The sequence below is a fragment of the Dellaglioa sp. L3N genome, from assembly GCF_054941095.1.
Window position 1 is genome coordinate 1,498,918 of record NZ_CM142928.1, and the last position, 14,319, is coordinate 1,513,236.

Below are 14,319 nucleotides of genomic sequence, written 5' to 3' on the forward strand. Positions count from 1 at the left end.
ATGATAAAAGAGCCCATGATTTGCCATTTAAGTTATGCTTTATGACTTTCTTGACTGAGTTCAGTAATAATTTTTGATTGTTCGGTAATGTGTTTCTGAATATCTCCTAGCATTTCTAACTGCATTTTTTGAATCTCCAGAAAGCTGGTATTTTCTTCTTGAAGGAGGTGATCGAGTTTTGAATGAACTTCTCGAATTTCATTTTCTGATTTCTGATTAATATGGTAGTCGTTATTGGCCTGTAAACGATCATATTCAGCGGACCGATTCTGGCTCATCATAATTAAAGGGGCTTGCATAGCTGCTAGCATACTTAAAAATAAGTTAAGTAGAATAAACGGATAGGGATCAAAATCTTTACCAAATAAATGAGTAGTATTGATAATAATCCAAAAAATCAAAAAGAAGACAAAAATAATAATAAATGGCCAACTGCCCCCAAATTTGGCTACATTATCTGCAAGTTTTTGACCAAAAGTTTGTTTTGATTCTAGCTTTTGGCTAATATCAATTACCTTGTAAGCGTCGGATTTCATTATTTCTGTTAGTCGTTCGTTAGATTTTCGGTTTCGTTTAACTCCCTTAGAAATGATGGCGTTTGCATATTTTAGCCGATAATCGACTAGATGCACGTTACAAATAAGATCGTGTTCACTTAATTTAGGATAATCTTTTAGAATTAAATTTTGGATAGTAGGATTCAGTTCGCAAATCTCCATACCATCTTCGGGTGAAAAAATTTGATTGTCTACTATACATTTCTTTTGACTAGTCATGATTAAAAACTCCTTCTGATTTTCATATAATCGACTAGATGCTCATACCAGATTTAGCATTTCCCTAGATTGACTACAATAAAAATAGACCACTTGTTGTCAATCCATGGAAGTCCCTTGTGGCAAAACACAGTCTTGTTATAGCTGTCTATTATCTTTGGATCAATAAAGTAAGAAACGCTAATATAATCATCTGTAGACTGGTATTAAGTTGTCGTTCACAATTTCCCCATAGTCGTCGACACCTATCCAGCCAGCTTAATGATTGCTCTATAATCCAACGTTGTGGCAAGTCTTCAAACTTTTGCAATTCATTGCGCTTATGTTCTGCCGTATCGGTATTCTTGACTCTTTGTGCATCAATTATAATAAAGGTTATTTTCGCTGACCGAGCTTGTTTATTTCGGAATTCAGAGACAATTTTTTAAACAAGCTTCAATAATAGACTCTTCGGCCATTCCTGGCTTAGTCGACCATGGTTATTTTTTTGTCCCAATTTTACAATGACGACAACCAATCCTAAGAAGGAAACAATAAATGTTCCAAATCCTAGCATTAACTGCAGTGCATTAAATACCGACAAAAGGCATTTCCTTTCCTAGATTGACCACTTATTTTCATAAGCATCACCTCCCTCAAGAATAGCCACCATCTTTTCACTTTTCTACTCATCACTAGGAAATAAATTCTCTGGCCCAATATATGGAAAGATAACTGACTCATTTAATTGTGCTCTAATATACTCACTTTCACTGCTTTCTTCACCACTGAAATTTTCATTGCTTTTAAAGTCTTCTATCATCAGTCTGTTACCATCATTATTGGTAAAAATGGTACCCAGTAATTTCCCAGTACATTTAGTATTTTTTATAAATGCCATATCGGTTTGGTTAACACCTCTGTCTCTCATGATATACGTATTCTTTGAAAAATTTGATGATCCAACCATGTAAAAAATACTTTCACCGTCACATTTTATTAAAATTTCCTTAGCGTGGCCAAACTGCTTATCGTCTTTTATTATTGAAGTAGTAGTTGTCTCGCTTATATAATGATCGATAAGTGCATCATATGTATTATCGATTGAAGAACTTATATAATGATTTTGTACATGAATAAAACTCTTAGATTTAAAATGTATGCCTTTGAAAACCTTATCTACTAATTCCTTAGCTGTCGAATATTTTGCGGACCAACAAGCACCCCTTATTAAATATCTCAATTTTACTATTTGGATTATCACTTGTGACTCTTCTAAGTATAAAATTAACATAACCCGCCATATACTTATTTCCCATTTTTGACTTCCTTAAATACTGAAGTATAACCGCATTTTTACTCACTAAAATCTCCTCTACTTAACAATACTATTAAAAAACTGCATGCATCATACCTCTCTTCAATCCACAAAAAAATATTCTATCACTTACTAAAGCGAATTTATATATATTACTTTAGACCAGATTTCAGGGCTAGATCAATTACCGCGTCACATGTATCTCCAAATTTAATTCCGTGTGCATATTCATTAGGTTTTTGGTAATCAAGCCACAATTTTTGAAAATGTTGGTCTGTTAATACTGAAATATAATTACCTAATTGTTCAGTTATTTCTCGCTTTTCTGAGGTTGCTTGTATCGCCTTATTTAACACATCAAACCTAATCACGGTCTTATCTTGATGATCAAATAGATATAAATCGTAAAAGTCCTTCAATCTTGTATTTGCGTCAGCACGGCTAACGATTGTTTCCAACTTTTCAGCTATGACGGTCTCCACTGTATACGCCATAATTTGAACAGTCCGATTTTCAAGTATCATTTTATGCCCATACTTAATAGCACGTTCAGTGATTACATATCCAGTTGATACATCAATTTTAACGTCAACTCGCGTGGCATAAATTTGAGCACAAATATGAATACGATATCCAGAATACCTATCTTCTTCTCTAATTTCATCAATTTTCACAATTGATAGTTTGATTATGTCTTCTGGTAATTCAATATTACAAATTTCTTGAAACACATTTTTCATTTTATCTTCTGTGACGGGTAAGCCACTAATCGATGTATCAATATCACGTGTAGAGCGAGTATTAGTACCAATTAGCGATGCAATTAGAAAGCCTCCCTTTAGTACAAGATTATCTTTGTATCGAGAATTGGAAATTTGATCAATCAGGTCATCCAAAACGATCTCCTGTAGCATAATCTGTGGCGTTATATTTCTTTCTTTTGCCAACTTTTTGATTTTAGCCAAAAATTGCTTCTTATCAACAAATGCAAGTTTCATAGTAAAACCCCCATATATTTTCTGATTTCATCCTCTACTTTGAATATTCGTGCGTACTCCATTAATTGATGAAAAAAATTTTTTTCTGATGGGCGTAACTATTCATTGCTTGTTTAATTGTTTCAGCATCGGATCTATCTCGTGTTCGAATAATATCACACAAGGTACGTTCAACATCATAAACGCTAACCATATGTCCACCAGAAGTTTTAGTTGTCGTCATACCAATTTTGTAAAGTTCTTTTTTTGTCGATAAATTTTTATCGGCGCATCATTTTTAGTACTATACGCATATGGTAAAGGGAAGTTCATCTCATAGGTACAGGGCGTTCGATCAATCATTCCATAAAGAAATAATACTGTATCCTTGAAGAAAACACCTTTTGAGAGTTTATATTGGAGTGCAGCAATATCATCGCCAAACTCAAGCGGATCGATATAAACACCTGGCGCCAATCTTTCGAGTTGCCCGTGAGCATACATATTTCGCAGTATTCTAGATGATACTCCCCATTGAATTAGCACCTTTTGCTGTGATCTGTCCGCCATTTTTATTTAAATATTCAAATATTTTATCTTGTTGCTTCATTTATTTCACCCCAAATTTATAAAGTCCGCTTTCTACTCAAATTATAATACACAGTGAGTTAAAAAACGGACTTTATCTTATTAATGATACCCTATAGAAAGGCTATTGTCTTTCCACTTATCTGCCAGATAAATCTACTCTAACCCTCGTTCGATTCGCTGCCATTTTTTTACAGAAAAAGTAGAAATACCAAACTGCTGGGCAGTTTCTTTAATGGAATGTGTCTTTCTAAACTCCAGGACATTTCGTTCACGTATTCCTAGTACCTTTTTTGGTCTTCCCTCTTTAAAATTTGGATCAGTCAATTTAGCATAATCTTTACCAATTTGCATTCGTTCAACAATTTGTGCTCGTTCAAACTCAGCAAACGCCAGGAACATTGTTTTCATCATTTTAGTAATCGCAGAATCATCAGCAGTAAAGACACCCATATTCTTTATATTAACACTAACGCCCCTATTATTTAATTCGTCAATTAATTCAAGGCCCTCTTTTGCATTACGAGCAAGCCGATCCAGTTTGATAACAGCTAATTCGTCACCACTACGTAACTGATCCAATAATTTATTTAATTCAGGTCGATTAGTTGTTTTTCCCGTAAATTTATCTGAATAAATATTATCTGAAGAGATTCCAAGATTTAACAACTGATTGATTTGATCGTCTAACGATTGAGCTAAAGTTGATACTCGAGCATAACCAAATTTCATATAATTTACCTTCATTTTCACAACAGTGCATGAAACCTGTTTTGTTAATGATTTTATTCAGAAAGATTAGAATATAAGTCCATCAATTCTTTTTTCATCTCTTGTCTAGTATAACTTATGTTGAATATATTAAAATCGAACCCTTTCACAGCAATTTATCATTATGAATTTTGTTGAACCTTTTAAGAAGGATATCTACCACTTAAGACAAAACTACTTTCCCCTTAATAGTTGTGTCATAATATTCCCAAAAGGGGTGTATATTATGTATTATTTAAAGAAAATTGGCTGGTACTTAGACTATGAAGATCGCTTATTTATGTATAAAGGTAATCCAAAACTTGAAAAAGAACTTAAAACTTCAAGTTCAAAAAAAATATTTAGTTTCATTAAAAGTTTAGCTAATCCAGTTCCAGAAAATGAGTTACGATCACTAAACGGGTCTCTTTCAGATAATGAATTTAAAGAAATCCTCTTATTTTTTATGAAACAGAAATGGGTTTATAGCTCAAAAAAAATAAGTAATTTAGAACTACGACTTAAAAATTTTGTCGATTGTATACCCGGTCAAACCTTTCCTGAGTATAAAAGTACAGTTAAGAAAAAAAACATATTAATCCTAGGAGTTGGTACCGGTGGAAGCTATCTATTGGAAGTGCTCACAAAATTAGGATTTGAAAATTTTGTTCTGATTGATGGCGATACTGTAGAAGAAAAAAATATAGCTGCACAAAACTATTCAAAAGAGGATTGTGGAACATATAAAGCAATTGTACAACAACAGAAATATTTCGATTCAAATATTTCTGTTAAGATAATTACGCAGAGCATCAATAGCTATGCACAATTAAAAAAAGATGTAGATTTCGAAAATATAGATTTTTTCATAAATTGTGCAGATGACTTCAATCTTCAAGAAGAAATACTAAATAATATTTTCTTGGATTATCCTAAATTAAAAATGACATATGGTGGTTATTCATTTTTATTACACAGTGACACTCTGATCACAAAAAGTAATTACCAAAAATTATTAAAACGTGCTCTTAGTGAAAAGAACGCTACGAATTTAGATACTTATATAAGCGAAAACTCTGGATCTATATTCAATGGATTCTTGAGTGCCTACATTATTCCTAAGATTATTTTTAACGATATTGTCCGTCTTCCAGAGCAGGAAACCTTTATAGCTGATCTATTCAATGATAAGTATGTATTTTTATAACATAATTACATGGTATACTTTAAAAGAACGGAGTGATAATTGTGCTGTTTATTCTTTTAACATATACCATAGGCTATCTAATTTGTCTGCAATCTTTACCAGGCAGTATTACAAAAAAAGACAGCCTTATAGTCGGTTTAATTACAATGTTTATACAAGCAATAGTAATTTGGTCTATTAGTCTGATTGGTGCAAATATAATACTAATTTATTTGATTAGTATCGAAATGTTGGTTGCGACTTTATATTTTTTTATCAGGAAGCACTCAATAGAACAGCTCCCTGCTGTTCTATTTGTCTTCTTACTACTTGCACTAGGAATACAGTTAAGTGAATTGCTGCTCTTTAAAATAATGGGATTATCCTATATAACGCAAGAAAGTAATTTTTTTTGGATTTGCATAAATACCATTAATCCGATATTATTCTCGCTTAGTACTTCACGGGGAATCTCCTATCTTTATCGACAATATAAACTAGATTCCGGTTTGCTAAAAAATCACGATAGCTTAAAAATAAGTAGTTTGATGCTAAGTATGATAATTATTTTCTTTATAACAATAATAAAATCGGATAACCTCTCAAATAATAGATCAAATTCGCTAATTACTAACAGTGCATTATTAATGCTCATTATCACAATTACCTGTATCATTTTTATTATTTCATGGATCTATCGTAATAAAACACTAGAGAAACTACGTTATGAAAAAATCATTAACAATCAACTAAAAGAATATTTGAGCTCTCTTGAAGAATTGGAAAATACACAACGTCAATTCAGACATGATTTTATAAATATTTATGGAAGTTTATCGGGGTATATCGAAGATAATGATATGGCCGGTTTGAAAAAATATTATTATAAAGAGATTGAACATATTAACTCCGAACAAAACAAGAAATCTTTTCAGTTAAAATCACTAACAAATATGAAAATAATTGAATTAAAAGGTTTACTTTCTTTGAAAATTACTAAAGCCGATACATTAGGTATTTCAATAAACATAGAAATCGTCAATCCAGTTACTGATTTACCCATTAATTTATTTGATTTTAATAGATGCATTGGTATATTACTAGATAACGCCTTAGAAGAAACTTCTAAAAGAAGTAATCCTAGTAAAGTTGTAGATGTAGTTATATTTAGTGAAAAGAATAAGATAACCTTTTTTATAAAGAATACTGTTTCTCAAAATATTAATATTGATACAATATTTACTAAAGGATACAGTACTAAAGGATACAGTACTAAAGGAGCACACCGTGGGATAGGTCTATCTGAGGTTGAACGAATTATTAACGAGGCTCCAAATATGTCATTAGAAACTACAATAGAAAACATGATTCTCACTCAAAAAATCATTATATTGAAAGAAGCCTAGCCATTGATTCCTATATATATTTGTGAAGACAATGATAATCAAAGAAAAAATATTGAAAATATTATTAAGAAGAAAATAATAATTGAAGACTTTGATATGTCCATAGCAAAATCAACAGCCGATCCTACCGAGATTATTCAAGCAGTAACCAATAATATTACAATAGGTATATATTTTTTTGATATCGATTTAAATAACCCTGATTTAAATGGCTTCAGTTTGGCTCAAGAAATTAGAAAACTGGATAGCAACGGATATATTATCTTTATAACAACTCATGCAGAGATGGCTTTCCAAACCTTTCACTACAAAGTAGCTGCACTTGAGTACATACTTAAAGATGATCCACTCAAAATAAGTCAAGAAATTGCTGCTTGTTTTGAAACAATAAAAAAACAACTTGGTACCGATACAACCCATAAAAAAATTTTTAATGTTACATCTGAAGATAAACTATTATTTATAGATGAAGAAAAAATCACATTTTTTGAAGTCACTAGTCCTCATAAAATAATAGTCCATAGTATAGATAAACGTATTAACTTTAATGGTGATTTGAAAGAAGTTCAAAAGAAACTCCCACAAAACTTTATCCGCTGCCATCGATCTTTCATTGTTAATCTGGATTATATTGATTATGTTGATAAAAAAAATAATTTAATTATTTTAAAGAATGGCTCTACTTGTTACCTTTCCAGACGTAAATTAAAAACAGTTTTAGATGGTTTAGCAGCAATCTAGTTTAAATAAAAGGCTCTTTGTCAACTGTTGTTGGTGAAATTGTCATTGAGAAATCTGTTATTTGATAACAGGTTTCTTTTTTTGCTTAAAATTTAATTGTACTCAAAATACGTAAACGATACTGGCTAAAATTTTTAAACCCATAAGCATTGCGCTTAATTACTTTTAGTTTATTGTTAAGTCCTTCTAAAGGACCGTTAGAATAGGGATATCGTAGCGCATTTTTTAAATAATCTGGTTGTTTCATGAGTGATACAGTTACCTTTTGAAATTGTTCTGAAACGCCTTTGGCGTTAGTTAACTGATAATTAAGTTTTGACCAATCTTTATTACGGATGGCAGTTAAGCTATTTTGAAGACAATCATAGGTATTAGCTAAGATTGGATCAATAGCTAGTAGATTTTGAATTAGATCTGTTTCAGTTTGCCATTCTTTGAAGTAAGACCAATGACGAAAATTCTTATAATTTAATTGGCTCATTGGTTTTAATAACAATTTCCAATATCGTTTTAATTGTTTGTAGGATTGGGAACTTACTGTAAGTTTTTTCATAACTTGAATTCTAGTTTGATTGAAAGCTCTAGTCATAGATTGAACAATATGAAATCGATCATATACAACAATGGCATTAGGAAACAACGTTTCAGCTAGTTTAGGATAGGTATAATTCATATCTGTCACAATTATTTTGACGTTATCACGTGCAGTTTTAACATAACGATTAAAGTGTTTGGTAATCTGATAGATGGTTCGTGCCTCGATTAAATCAATTAATTCGTGAGTTTTGGCATCCATATATTCAAAGCTTAAGGCATCTTTTGTTGTTTTAATCTCATCGAAAAGAAGAACTTCTGGTAAATAATTTAAATTCACTTTGAAATCATGTTTGGTTAAAGCAAGCACACGACTAACGTAGTTAGTCGAAGTAGCGAGTTCTTTTGCGATATGGGTCATAGAACTCGTTTCTTTTAATTTTTCAATACATGCTTTACGGCAGTTAAGTGAAATGGAACAATGTTTTGTTGTGAGCGTTGTTTGTGCCAAAAAGTAACCATGGCATGTTTTACAGTGAAAATTTTGTTTGCGTAATTTAAGAATAATAGTCCGTTCAAATGAACGAGGTAAGCGAACCGAAACAGTTCGCCAACCATAATTAATAATCTGATTGGTATTGATAACGCCACATTTTTGGCAAGCTTTAGGACGATAATTTAAAGTACCATAAATAAAAATAGTACTATCAGAATTAGACTGAATAGCTAAATTATTATCAATTATAATATTTGGGTCTTCTATTCCAAGTAAAACTTTAGTATGATTAATCATGAGGGGACCTCTTTCTTTTGGGCTGGCTGGCCATTAAAGGAAACGAAGTTCCCTTTTTTGTATTATTATATAAAAAAATTGCCGCCAGTGATAGATTTTCTATCACCAACAACAAATATTGTAGAGCCAAATAAAATAACTCATAAAAAATGGCAGCCTACTACCTAATTAGTAGTGGCTGCCATTTTTTATTTGTAAATGTAACTAACATGGCGTTTATATTATATTTTTACCATTTAAGAGAATATTTTACCACTTAAGAAAATCTGTCTAGCGAAAATAAAAATGAACGTATACTAGTGTTCATAGGAGATGAAAATAAATGAAGAAAAATAAAAAAAGGAATATCATAATCGGATCACTGATTATCGTGTTGTGCATTTGTATCGGAACAGGCATTTACATGTATCAAAACAAAAGTAAGTTATCTTATTACCATACCGAAGTATCTGCCAACAATTCAACGAAAGTTGTGAAACTATATTCTGATGGAAACGACGTTAATCTAACTTTTACCAATGATTCTCAACCGAACATTAAATTGAATGGATATTTTAGCCCAGCAGCTCTGCAGAGAAATAGACAGGAACAAAAAAAAGGTAAGAATTTAGTCTTTGATTTTATTGATAACAAAGAGAATTCATTCATCAACAAACATACAGATGAACAGCATACCATTAATATTTCAATTCCAAGTAGCAACCATAAGAGCAAAGATATTTCTATTGTAACGAATGGCGGAAATATTCAGATAAAAAATATCAATAGTACAAACTTTAAGCGTAATTTTGATACTAATGGTGGAGAAAATAAATTTACCAACAAATCGCAAGATTCAATCTCAAAGAATACACTAACAATTAAAACAAATGGCGGGAATATCACAGCATCAAAATAGCTTATTTATAAGGTGGTAAATACTCATGAACTTCAAAATCATTTCAACTACAGATACTGTCGATCCAACGTGGTGGTGCTTAATCAATCACTAAAATACTATCGTAAATATTTCTTATTATAAGGTGGTGAATACTCATGAACTTCGAAATCATTTCAACTACAGATACTATCGATCCAACATGGTGGTGTTTAATTAACCACTAAGATAATTCAATAAACATAAAAATAAGATAATTTACAATACTGTAAATTATCTTATTTTTTTATTCTTATCAATAACTTTTAAACAGATTGTTTACTACGTATATTTCATCTTAAGTTTGTTGTTCCATAAACTGAACAGTTTTTGAGACTTATTTAAAAGTGTGTTATATTGGGATTTACAAGGTCTCACATTCTTAGTCTCATAAAAGGGTGATATTTATGCTTAATATTTATGGTTACGCTCGGGTTTCAACTTCAAGTCAAAATTTAGAAGAACAAATTTCTCAATTAGTCGTTGCTGGGGTTGATCCTCAAAATATCTATTCTGAAAAATTTACTGGCACAACCACTCATCGACCTACTTTTGATCTACTATTAAACACAATTTCTAGTGGTGATACTTTAGTCATTACCAAGCTTGATCGGTTCGCTCGAAATACGCGTGAAGCCTTAAATATTATTGAACCATTACTAGATCAAAATATTAGTATTAAAGTTCTCAATCTAGGGACTATCGAAAATACACCAATGGGCAAAATGATTGTTCGAACTCTGTTATCAGTCGCCGAGATGGAACGTGCTATGATTGTCGAACGAACCCATGCAGGTAAAGAATATTCCAAGAAACACAATTCTAAGTTTAAAGAAGGTCGCCCTAAACGAAAGATTGGCCCACATGAAATGGCAATTTATGAATATTATCAAAACCATTCTATTAAAGAAACCACTGAAGCTTTTAATACTTCTAAAGCGACCCTCTTTAGGATTAAGCAACAGATTGAATTGGAGTCACTACAAAAAAATAAGGTCTACAATATCTGTTGTTGGTAATAGATTTTATTCTATTACTGATGACAGTTTTTTTGTATAATAACAAAAAAAACCAAAAGCCATAAGACTTTTGGGTACGGGTTCATCCTGGTTCCACTATCCATTTCACCTACCACAGAAAAACTAATAAGAAAGAAGGAATCTCCGCATGTCTAATCATACTAAATTTTGGCTTGGAATAGAAGACAATAATCTAACGATTATTGATTATGACACATCAAATGATGGTATTACTAGGTTTAACGGTATTCTCGATTACCAGCCAAAGGCTTGTCCCAACTGCGGTATTAAGCAGGAAGGTCAGATAATCAAGTATGGTTGGCGCCAAACAACCATTCGTTATCCTAAGGTACTAGGAAAAAGTATTATCCTATCACTCAAACACAGATATTTTAAATGTAATGAGTGTCAATCATACTTTTTAGCCCAAACTAGTGCAATTCCTAAGAACTGTACGATTTCCAATACTTCTAGGAAACTCTGTTTAACTAAATTGGCAGAACCCGTTTCTTTAACTCACATTGCTGATGAAATTTCGACTTCTGATTCCTTTGTAGGTCGTATTTTAATGAGCTCTGAACGAGATTTCAAACCTAATTACAAGTTTTTACCTCAGGTATTACTTCTTGACGAAGTCAAGAGTACTAAATCAGCTACAGATGCTATGAGTTTTGAATTCATGGATGCTAGTAATCATGAATTCATTGATCTTTTATCTTTTATCTTTTCGACGCCTCTATCAGATTCAACGTTATTTTTATCGTTATTCAGCTGCAGCTAGAAAAAATGTGAAAATTATCGTAACTGATATGAATTATACTTATCCTAAATTGGCCAAAGAAGTCTTCCCTAATGCACTTGTTGTTATTGATAAATTTCATATTATAAATTCAGTGAATCGTGGATTCACTAAGACAAGAATTAGACTGATGAAGGAACTTCCAACATCATCTCAGGACTACAAAGCACTTAAACGTTACTGGAAACTATTACTAAAACCTTCCAAGAGTCTGGATTACAAGAATTTTAAAAAATGGACCTATTTTCCATACTTAACAACAGAAATAGATGTCATTGACCATTTATTAACGCTACACCCTGAATTAAAAAAATCATATGAACTCATGAACCAAATAAGATCGTCTATTCACCTAAAAAATTGGCTATGATTTGGCACTTAACAATACTGAAGGCTGTTCTGAAGAAATGACAAAAAGTATTGAAACGTTATTTTTACATCATTCCGAAATTAAAAACATCTTTGATTATCAATATTCAAATGGTCTTTTAGAAGGCACAAACAATAAAATTAAAATAATTAAACGCGCTAGCTTCGGCTTCAGAAACTTCCATAGATTTCGTATTAGAATATTTTATACCCTTAAGATCCATACAAAAAAAGGCCTAATCACTAAGTGATTAGAACCTTCATAATATCATTTACCAACAACAGTTGACAAAGAGCCAATTTTTTTAAGATATCACGTTCCATTTTTACTAACTGAAGTTCGTTTTCAAGTTCTTCTATTTTTTTATTTTTATTATTGTCTTCAATTTTATACTTCTTTTTTTATTTATCATGATGGTCTGTCTCTTTTCTAATGCTTTTAAGCCAACTATACCGTGTTTTTGATAAATATTGAACCATCTTTGAAAAGTTGAAGGAGATATTAAAAAATGAGAAGCAATTTTATTAGGTCCTAATCCTGTATTTAATGCATATTTAATGACTTCTAATTTAAATTTAATAGGTTGATGCTGTCGTGATACATGGTGCAACCCAATATACCCATGTTCTTCAACCAAGCAAACCCAATATTTTGTGCCGAAACATTAAATTCATCCGATAGAGTTTTGTAACTATAAGATGAACTTAAGTATAAGCTCACCATTTTAGATTTAAAATCTATGTCATATTTTGTCATAAAAAACACCCCAATAAAGTTAGATTTTTAAGTCCAACTTTATTAGGGCACTCCAAATTCCAGTGAAATTTTTTTCTCTCAATAAATCATATATATCTTCTACATACCAAAATTCCATATAGATATTAACCAAGTTCTTTAGACGGTTTAATTAGTACGTATAACTGAATCAAAGAAAGCGTCATAAAAGTCACAATATAAACAATTTGATTAATCATACCTTTAATAATAATAAAATATATTAAAAGCTTTCCTATTAAAATTAATACATACCATCTCTTTTGAATACCAGCATCATTAGCCCGTCGAAAAGCTATTGAAATCATCGGTATTAACATTGCCAACTCATATAAACCTAATATTAATAATACCAAATATGATTTTACAGATGGTATTATTAATATATTTTGTCTTGGTGCCATTACCAAGCTCATTACGAATGACTTAAAAGCATAATTACTACCATAAATGTATATCTCTAATATTGAATTTATACAATTAGTAGTAATAAATAAAATCCAAAATTCTATTCTTGTACTTTTTCCACGAAAATCAAAATAATGTTTAAAAAAATTTATATACGTTTTTATTAAAAAAATTTAACTATCCTCCATAATTAACCTATTAGGGTATTATTGGTACACTAGTTACAAGTTCTCCAAAAGAATCCGTTAAATATGTTAGTATTGCTTCTCCTATTGGGACAATAACTATGACTACCTTACCCATATTCATCGCAAATTTATTTAATTCGCCCGCAAAGTCGAATGCCTCATCTTCAATGTAATTCCAAAGCTTATTATAAGAGTCTACCGGATAAGGCTCACCCGCAACTTGTTTATAATATAATTCAAATGTCGCTGATACCTCTTCTGATACTCCACCATTCTCTATCGTGAAATTATACGTTATTTTAAGTCCAATTTGGTTCGGTTCTTCAGTACGTGTCGCTATTCCGTAGACGATTGTTCCATTTACTAATTGCTTAGACGTTTTATTGACTGCTTGTTCTACCTCTATTAATTCCAAAGGATTATAAAATGGACTAGATGGATTTAGTACAGATGATCCAAAAGTGTCTTCTATTTTCCCATTCTTAATAGTAAACAATAAATTTTTTCTGTTTTTGCTTCCCATTTACTTGTGGTCGTAATCCAAATATCCATGCCTGGCGCAAAATAACTATAGGTTTTATCTATTTCAAACTCTACATCAGCCATTGGACTAAACGTTGAATTAGTTTTAATTAATTGCTTAACTTTATCATCAAAACGTTCACTCTTACTTGTATCGAACGTTTTACATCCAAGATCTTTTTCAGAAGAAGCGACTTGATCAATATCAACCCCACCTTGTGTGTACTCAGTAAATTGGTCAAAATCCCAATCCTCAGGCATCGGAAAACCTATTA

At 31.3% G+C, this 14,319-nt stretch carries 19 protein-coding genes and 3 pseudogenes; 8 read left to right on the top strand and 14 right to left on the bottom strand.

The window, feature by feature from the left end:
• Window positions 1-32: 32 nt before the first annotated feature.
• The 9 genes and pseudogenes from ACVPPR_RS07680 to ACVPPR_RS07720 form a co-directional block, all read right to left on the bottom strand.
• Window positions 33-776 (bottom strand): DUF1003 domain-containing protein, encoded by a 744-nt coding sequence (locus ACVPPR_RS07680; protein ID WP_462304067.1) that lies wholly within the window; start codon window positions 774-776, stop codon window positions 33-35.
• A gap of 151 nt (window positions 777-927) precedes the next feature.
• A pseudogene (locus ACVPPR_RS07685) lies at window positions 928-1,098 on the bottom strand (transposase); the annotation flags it as partial.
• Window positions 1,099-1,101: 3 nt separating this feature from the next.
• Window positions 1,102-1,207 (bottom strand): annotated as a pseudogene (locus tag ACVPPR_RS07690) (IS5/IS1182 family transposase); the annotation flags it as partial.
• Between the two features lie 65 nt (window positions 1,208-1,272).
• Window positions 1,273-1,359 (bottom strand): annotated as a pseudogene (locus ACVPPR_RS07695) (putative holin-like toxin); the annotation flags it as partial.
• Window positions 1,360-1,440: 81 nt separating this feature from the next.
• Window positions 1,441-2,049 (bottom strand): hypothetical protein, encoded by a 609-nt coding sequence (locus ACVPPR_RS07700; RefSeq protein WP_462304068.1) that lies wholly within the window; start codon window positions 2,047-2,049, stop codon window positions 1,441-1,443.
• A 176-nt stretch (window positions 2,050-2,225) separates the two neighbouring features.
• Window positions 2,226-3,071: a nucleotidyl transferase AbiEii/AbiGii toxin family protein gene (locus ACVPPR_RS07705; protein WP_462304069.1), complete on the bottom strand. Its 846-nt coding sequence runs from the start codon at window positions 3,069-3,071 to the stop codon at window positions 2,226-2,228.
• A gap of 61 nt (window positions 3,072-3,132) precedes the next feature.
• Window positions 3,133-3,294, bottom strand: a complete 162-nt coding sequence (locus ACVPPR_RS07710; protein WP_462304070.1) for a hypothetical protein — start codon at window positions 3,292-3,294, stop codon at window positions 3,133-3,135.
• Window positions 3,291-3,554 carry a hypothetical protein gene (locus tag ACVPPR_RS07715; RefSeq protein WP_462304071.1) on the bottom strand — a complete coding sequence of 88 codons (264 nt, stop codon included), beginning with the start codon at window positions 3,552-3,554 and terminating at the stop codon, window positions 3,291-3,293. Before ACVPPR_RS07715 ends, ACVPPR_RS07710 begins: the two co-directional genes overlap by 4 nt.
• Before the next feature lie 240 nt (window positions 3,555-3,794).
• Window positions 3,795-4,370: a recombinase family protein gene (locus ACVPPR_RS07720; protein WP_462304072.1), complete on the bottom strand. Its 576-nt coding sequence runs from the start codon at window positions 4,368-4,370 to the stop codon at window positions 3,795-3,797.
• A gap of 265 nt (window positions 4,371-4,635) precedes the next feature.
• Between ACVPPR_RS07720 and ACVPPR_RS07725 the strand changes: the two genes are divergently transcribed.
• The 3 genes from ACVPPR_RS07725 (at window position 4,636) to ACVPPR_RS07735 (ending at window position 7,721) form a co-directional block, all read left to right on the top strand.
• Window positions 4,636-5,595 carry a ThiF family adenylyltransferase gene (locus ACVPPR_RS07725; RefSeq protein WP_462304073.1) on the top strand — a complete coding sequence of 320 codons (960 nt, stop codon included), beginning with the start codon at window positions 4,636-4,638 and terminating at the stop codon, window positions 5,593-5,595.
• Window positions 5,596-5,741: 146 nt separating this feature from the next.
• Window positions 5,742-6,980, top strand: coding sequence for a sensor histidine kinase (locus tag ACVPPR_RS07730; protein WP_462304074.1), 1,239 nt, complete (start codon window positions 5,742-5,744; stop codon window positions 6,978-6,980).
• 3 nt (window positions 6,981-6,983) lie between these two features.
• Entirely contained in the window at window positions 6,984-7,721 is a 738-nt protein-coding gene (locus tag ACVPPR_RS07735; protein WP_462304075.1) for a LytR/AlgR family response regulator transcription factor, read from the top strand.
• An 85-nt stretch (window positions 7,722-7,806) separates the two neighbouring features.
• Here the strand turns inward: ACVPPR_RS07735 and ACVPPR_RS07740 are convergent, their stop codons facing one another.
• Window positions 7,807-9,048: an ISL3 family transposase gene (locus tag ACVPPR_RS07740; protein ID WP_462304076.1), complete on the bottom strand. Its 1,242-nt coding sequence runs from the start codon at window positions 9,046-9,048 to the stop codon at window positions 7,807-7,809.
• A 322-nt stretch (window positions 9,049-9,370) separates the two neighbouring features.
• On the opposite strand from ACVPPR_RS07740, the gene ACVPPR_RS07745 reads away from it, so the two are divergent.
• The 5 genes from ACVPPR_RS07745 to ACVPPR_RS07765 all read left to right on the top strand — a co-directional run bounded on the left by ACVPPR_RS07745 (window position 9,371) and on the right by ACVPPR_RS07765 (window position 12,402).
• The gene (locus tag ACVPPR_RS07745; RefSeq protein ID WP_462304077.1) at window positions 9,371-9,946 is read left to right on the top strand and encodes a hypothetical protein; all 576 of its coding nucleotides are present in this window, start codon (window positions 9,371-9,373) and stop codon (window positions 9,944-9,946) included.
• A 425-nt stretch (window positions 9,947-10,371) separates the two neighbouring features.
• The gene (locus tag ACVPPR_RS07750) at window positions 10,372-10,983 is read left to right on the top strand and encodes a recombinase family protein (protein WP_462304078.1); all 612 of its coding nucleotides are present in this window, start codon (window positions 10,372-10,374) and stop codon (window positions 10,981-10,983) included.
• Window positions 10,984-11,131: 148 nt separating this feature from the next.
• Window positions 11,132-11,764 carry a transposase family protein gene (locus tag ACVPPR_RS07755; RefSeq protein ID WP_462304079.1) on the top strand — a complete coding sequence of 211 codons (633 nt, stop codon included), beginning with the start codon at window positions 11,132-11,134 and terminating at the stop codon, window positions 11,762-11,764.
• Window positions 11,679-12,152, top strand: coding sequence for a transposase (locus tag ACVPPR_RS07760; RefSeq protein WP_462304080.1), 474 nt, complete (start codon window positions 11,679-11,681; stop codon window positions 12,150-12,152). Before ACVPPR_RS07755 ends, ACVPPR_RS07760 begins: the two co-directional genes overlap by 86 nt.
• Window positions 12,153-12,189: 37 nt before the next feature.
• Window positions 12,190-12,402 carry a transposase gene (locus tag ACVPPR_RS07765; RefSeq protein WP_462304818.1) on the top strand — a complete coding sequence of 71 codons (213 nt, stop codon included), beginning with the start codon at window positions 12,190-12,192 and terminating at the stop codon, window positions 12,400-12,402.
• Window positions 12,403-12,507: 105 nt separating this feature from the next.
• On the opposite strand, the gene ACVPPR_RS07770 is transcribed toward ACVPPR_RS07765, so the two are convergent.
• The 4 genes from ACVPPR_RS07770 to ACVPPR_RS07785 all read right to left on the bottom strand — a co-directional run bounded on the left by ACVPPR_RS07770 (window position 12,508) and on the right by ACVPPR_RS07785 (window position 14,305).
• The gene (locus ACVPPR_RS07770) at window positions 12,508-12,789 is read right to left on the bottom strand and encodes a helix-turn-helix domain-containing protein (protein ID WP_462304081.1); all 282 of its coding nucleotides are present in this window, start codon (window positions 12,787-12,789) and stop codon (window positions 12,508-12,510) included.
• A 244-nt stretch (window positions 12,790-13,033) separates the two neighbouring features.
• Entirely contained in the window at window positions 13,034-13,507 is a 474-nt protein-coding gene (locus tag ACVPPR_RS07775; RefSeq protein ID WP_462304819.1) for a DUF805 domain-containing protein, read from the bottom strand.
• Window positions 13,508-13,532: 25 nt separating this feature from the next.
• Entirely contained in the window at window positions 13,533-13,937 is a 405-nt protein-coding gene (locus ACVPPR_RS07780; RefSeq protein WP_462304082.1) for a hypothetical protein, read from the bottom strand.
• Window positions 13,938-13,990: 53 nt separating this feature from the next.
• On the bottom strand, window positions 13,991-14,305 hold the full coding sequence (locus ACVPPR_RS07785; protein ID WP_462304083.1) for a hypothetical protein: 315 nt from the start codon (window positions 14,303-14,305) through the stop codon (window positions 13,991-13,993).
• Between the last annotated feature and the right edge of the window lie 14 nt (window positions 14,306-14,319).

Excerpts from the sequence above, each read along its gene's own strand:
- ACVPPR_RS07680 (WP_462304067.1), bottom strand. The coding sequence starts at position 776 with ATGACTAGTCAAAAGAAATGTATAGTAGACAATCAAATTTTTTCACCC.
- ACVPPR_RS07700 (WP_462304068.1), bottom strand. The coding sequence starts at position 2,049 with ATGTTAATTTTATACTTAGAAGAGTCACAAGTGATAATCCAAATAGTA.
- ACVPPR_RS07705 (WP_462304069.1), bottom strand. The coding sequence starts at position 3,071 with ATGAAACTTGCATTTGTTGATAAGAAGCAATTTTTGGCTAAAATCAAA.
- ACVPPR_RS07710 (WP_462304070.1), bottom strand. The coding sequence starts at position 3,294 with ATGACGACAACTAAAACTTCTGGTGGACATATGGTTAGCGTTTATGAT.
- ACVPPR_RS07715 (WP_462304071.1), bottom strand. The coding sequence starts at position 3,554 with ATGTATGCTCACGGGCAACTCGAAAGATTGGCGCCAGGTGTTTATATC.
- ACVPPR_RS07720 (WP_462304072.1), bottom strand. The coding sequence starts at position 4,370 with ATGAAATTTGGTTATGCTCGAGTATCAACTTTAGCTCAATCGTTAGAC.
- ACVPPR_RS07725 (WP_462304073.1), top strand. The coding sequence starts at position 4,636 with ATGTATTATTTAAAGAAAATTGGCTGGTACTTAGACTATGAAGATCGC.
- ACVPPR_RS07730 (WP_462304074.1), top strand. The coding sequence starts at position 5,742 with ATGTTTATACAAGCAATAGTAATTTGGTCTATTAGTCTGATTGGTGCA.
- ACVPPR_RS07740 (WP_462304076.1), bottom strand. The coding sequence starts at position 9,048 with ATGATTAATCATACTAAAGTTTTACTTGGAATAGAAGACCCAAATATT.
- ACVPPR_RS07745 (WP_462304077.1), top strand. The coding sequence starts at position 9,371 with ATGAAGAAAAATAAAAAAAGGAATATCATAATCGGATCACTGATTATC.
- ACVPPR_RS07750 (WP_462304078.1), top strand. The coding sequence starts at position 10,372 with ATGCTTAATATTTATGGTTACGCTCGGGTTTCAACTTCAAGTCAAAAT.
- ACVPPR_RS07755 (WP_462304079.1), top strand. The coding sequence starts at position 11,132 with ATGTCTAATCATACTAAATTTTGGCTTGGAATAGAAGACAATAATCTA.
- ACVPPR_RS07760 (WP_462304080.1), top strand. The coding sequence starts at position 11,679 with ATGAATTCATTGATCTTTTATCTTTTATCTTTTCGACGCCTCTATCAG.
- ACVPPR_RS07765 (WP_462304818.1), top strand. The coding sequence starts at position 12,190 with ATGACAAAAAGTATTGAAACGTTATTTTTACATCATTCCGAAATTAAA.
- ACVPPR_RS07785 (WP_462304083.1), bottom strand. The coding sequence starts at position 14,305 with ATGCCTGAGGATTGGGATTTTGACCAATTTACTGAGTACACACAAGGT.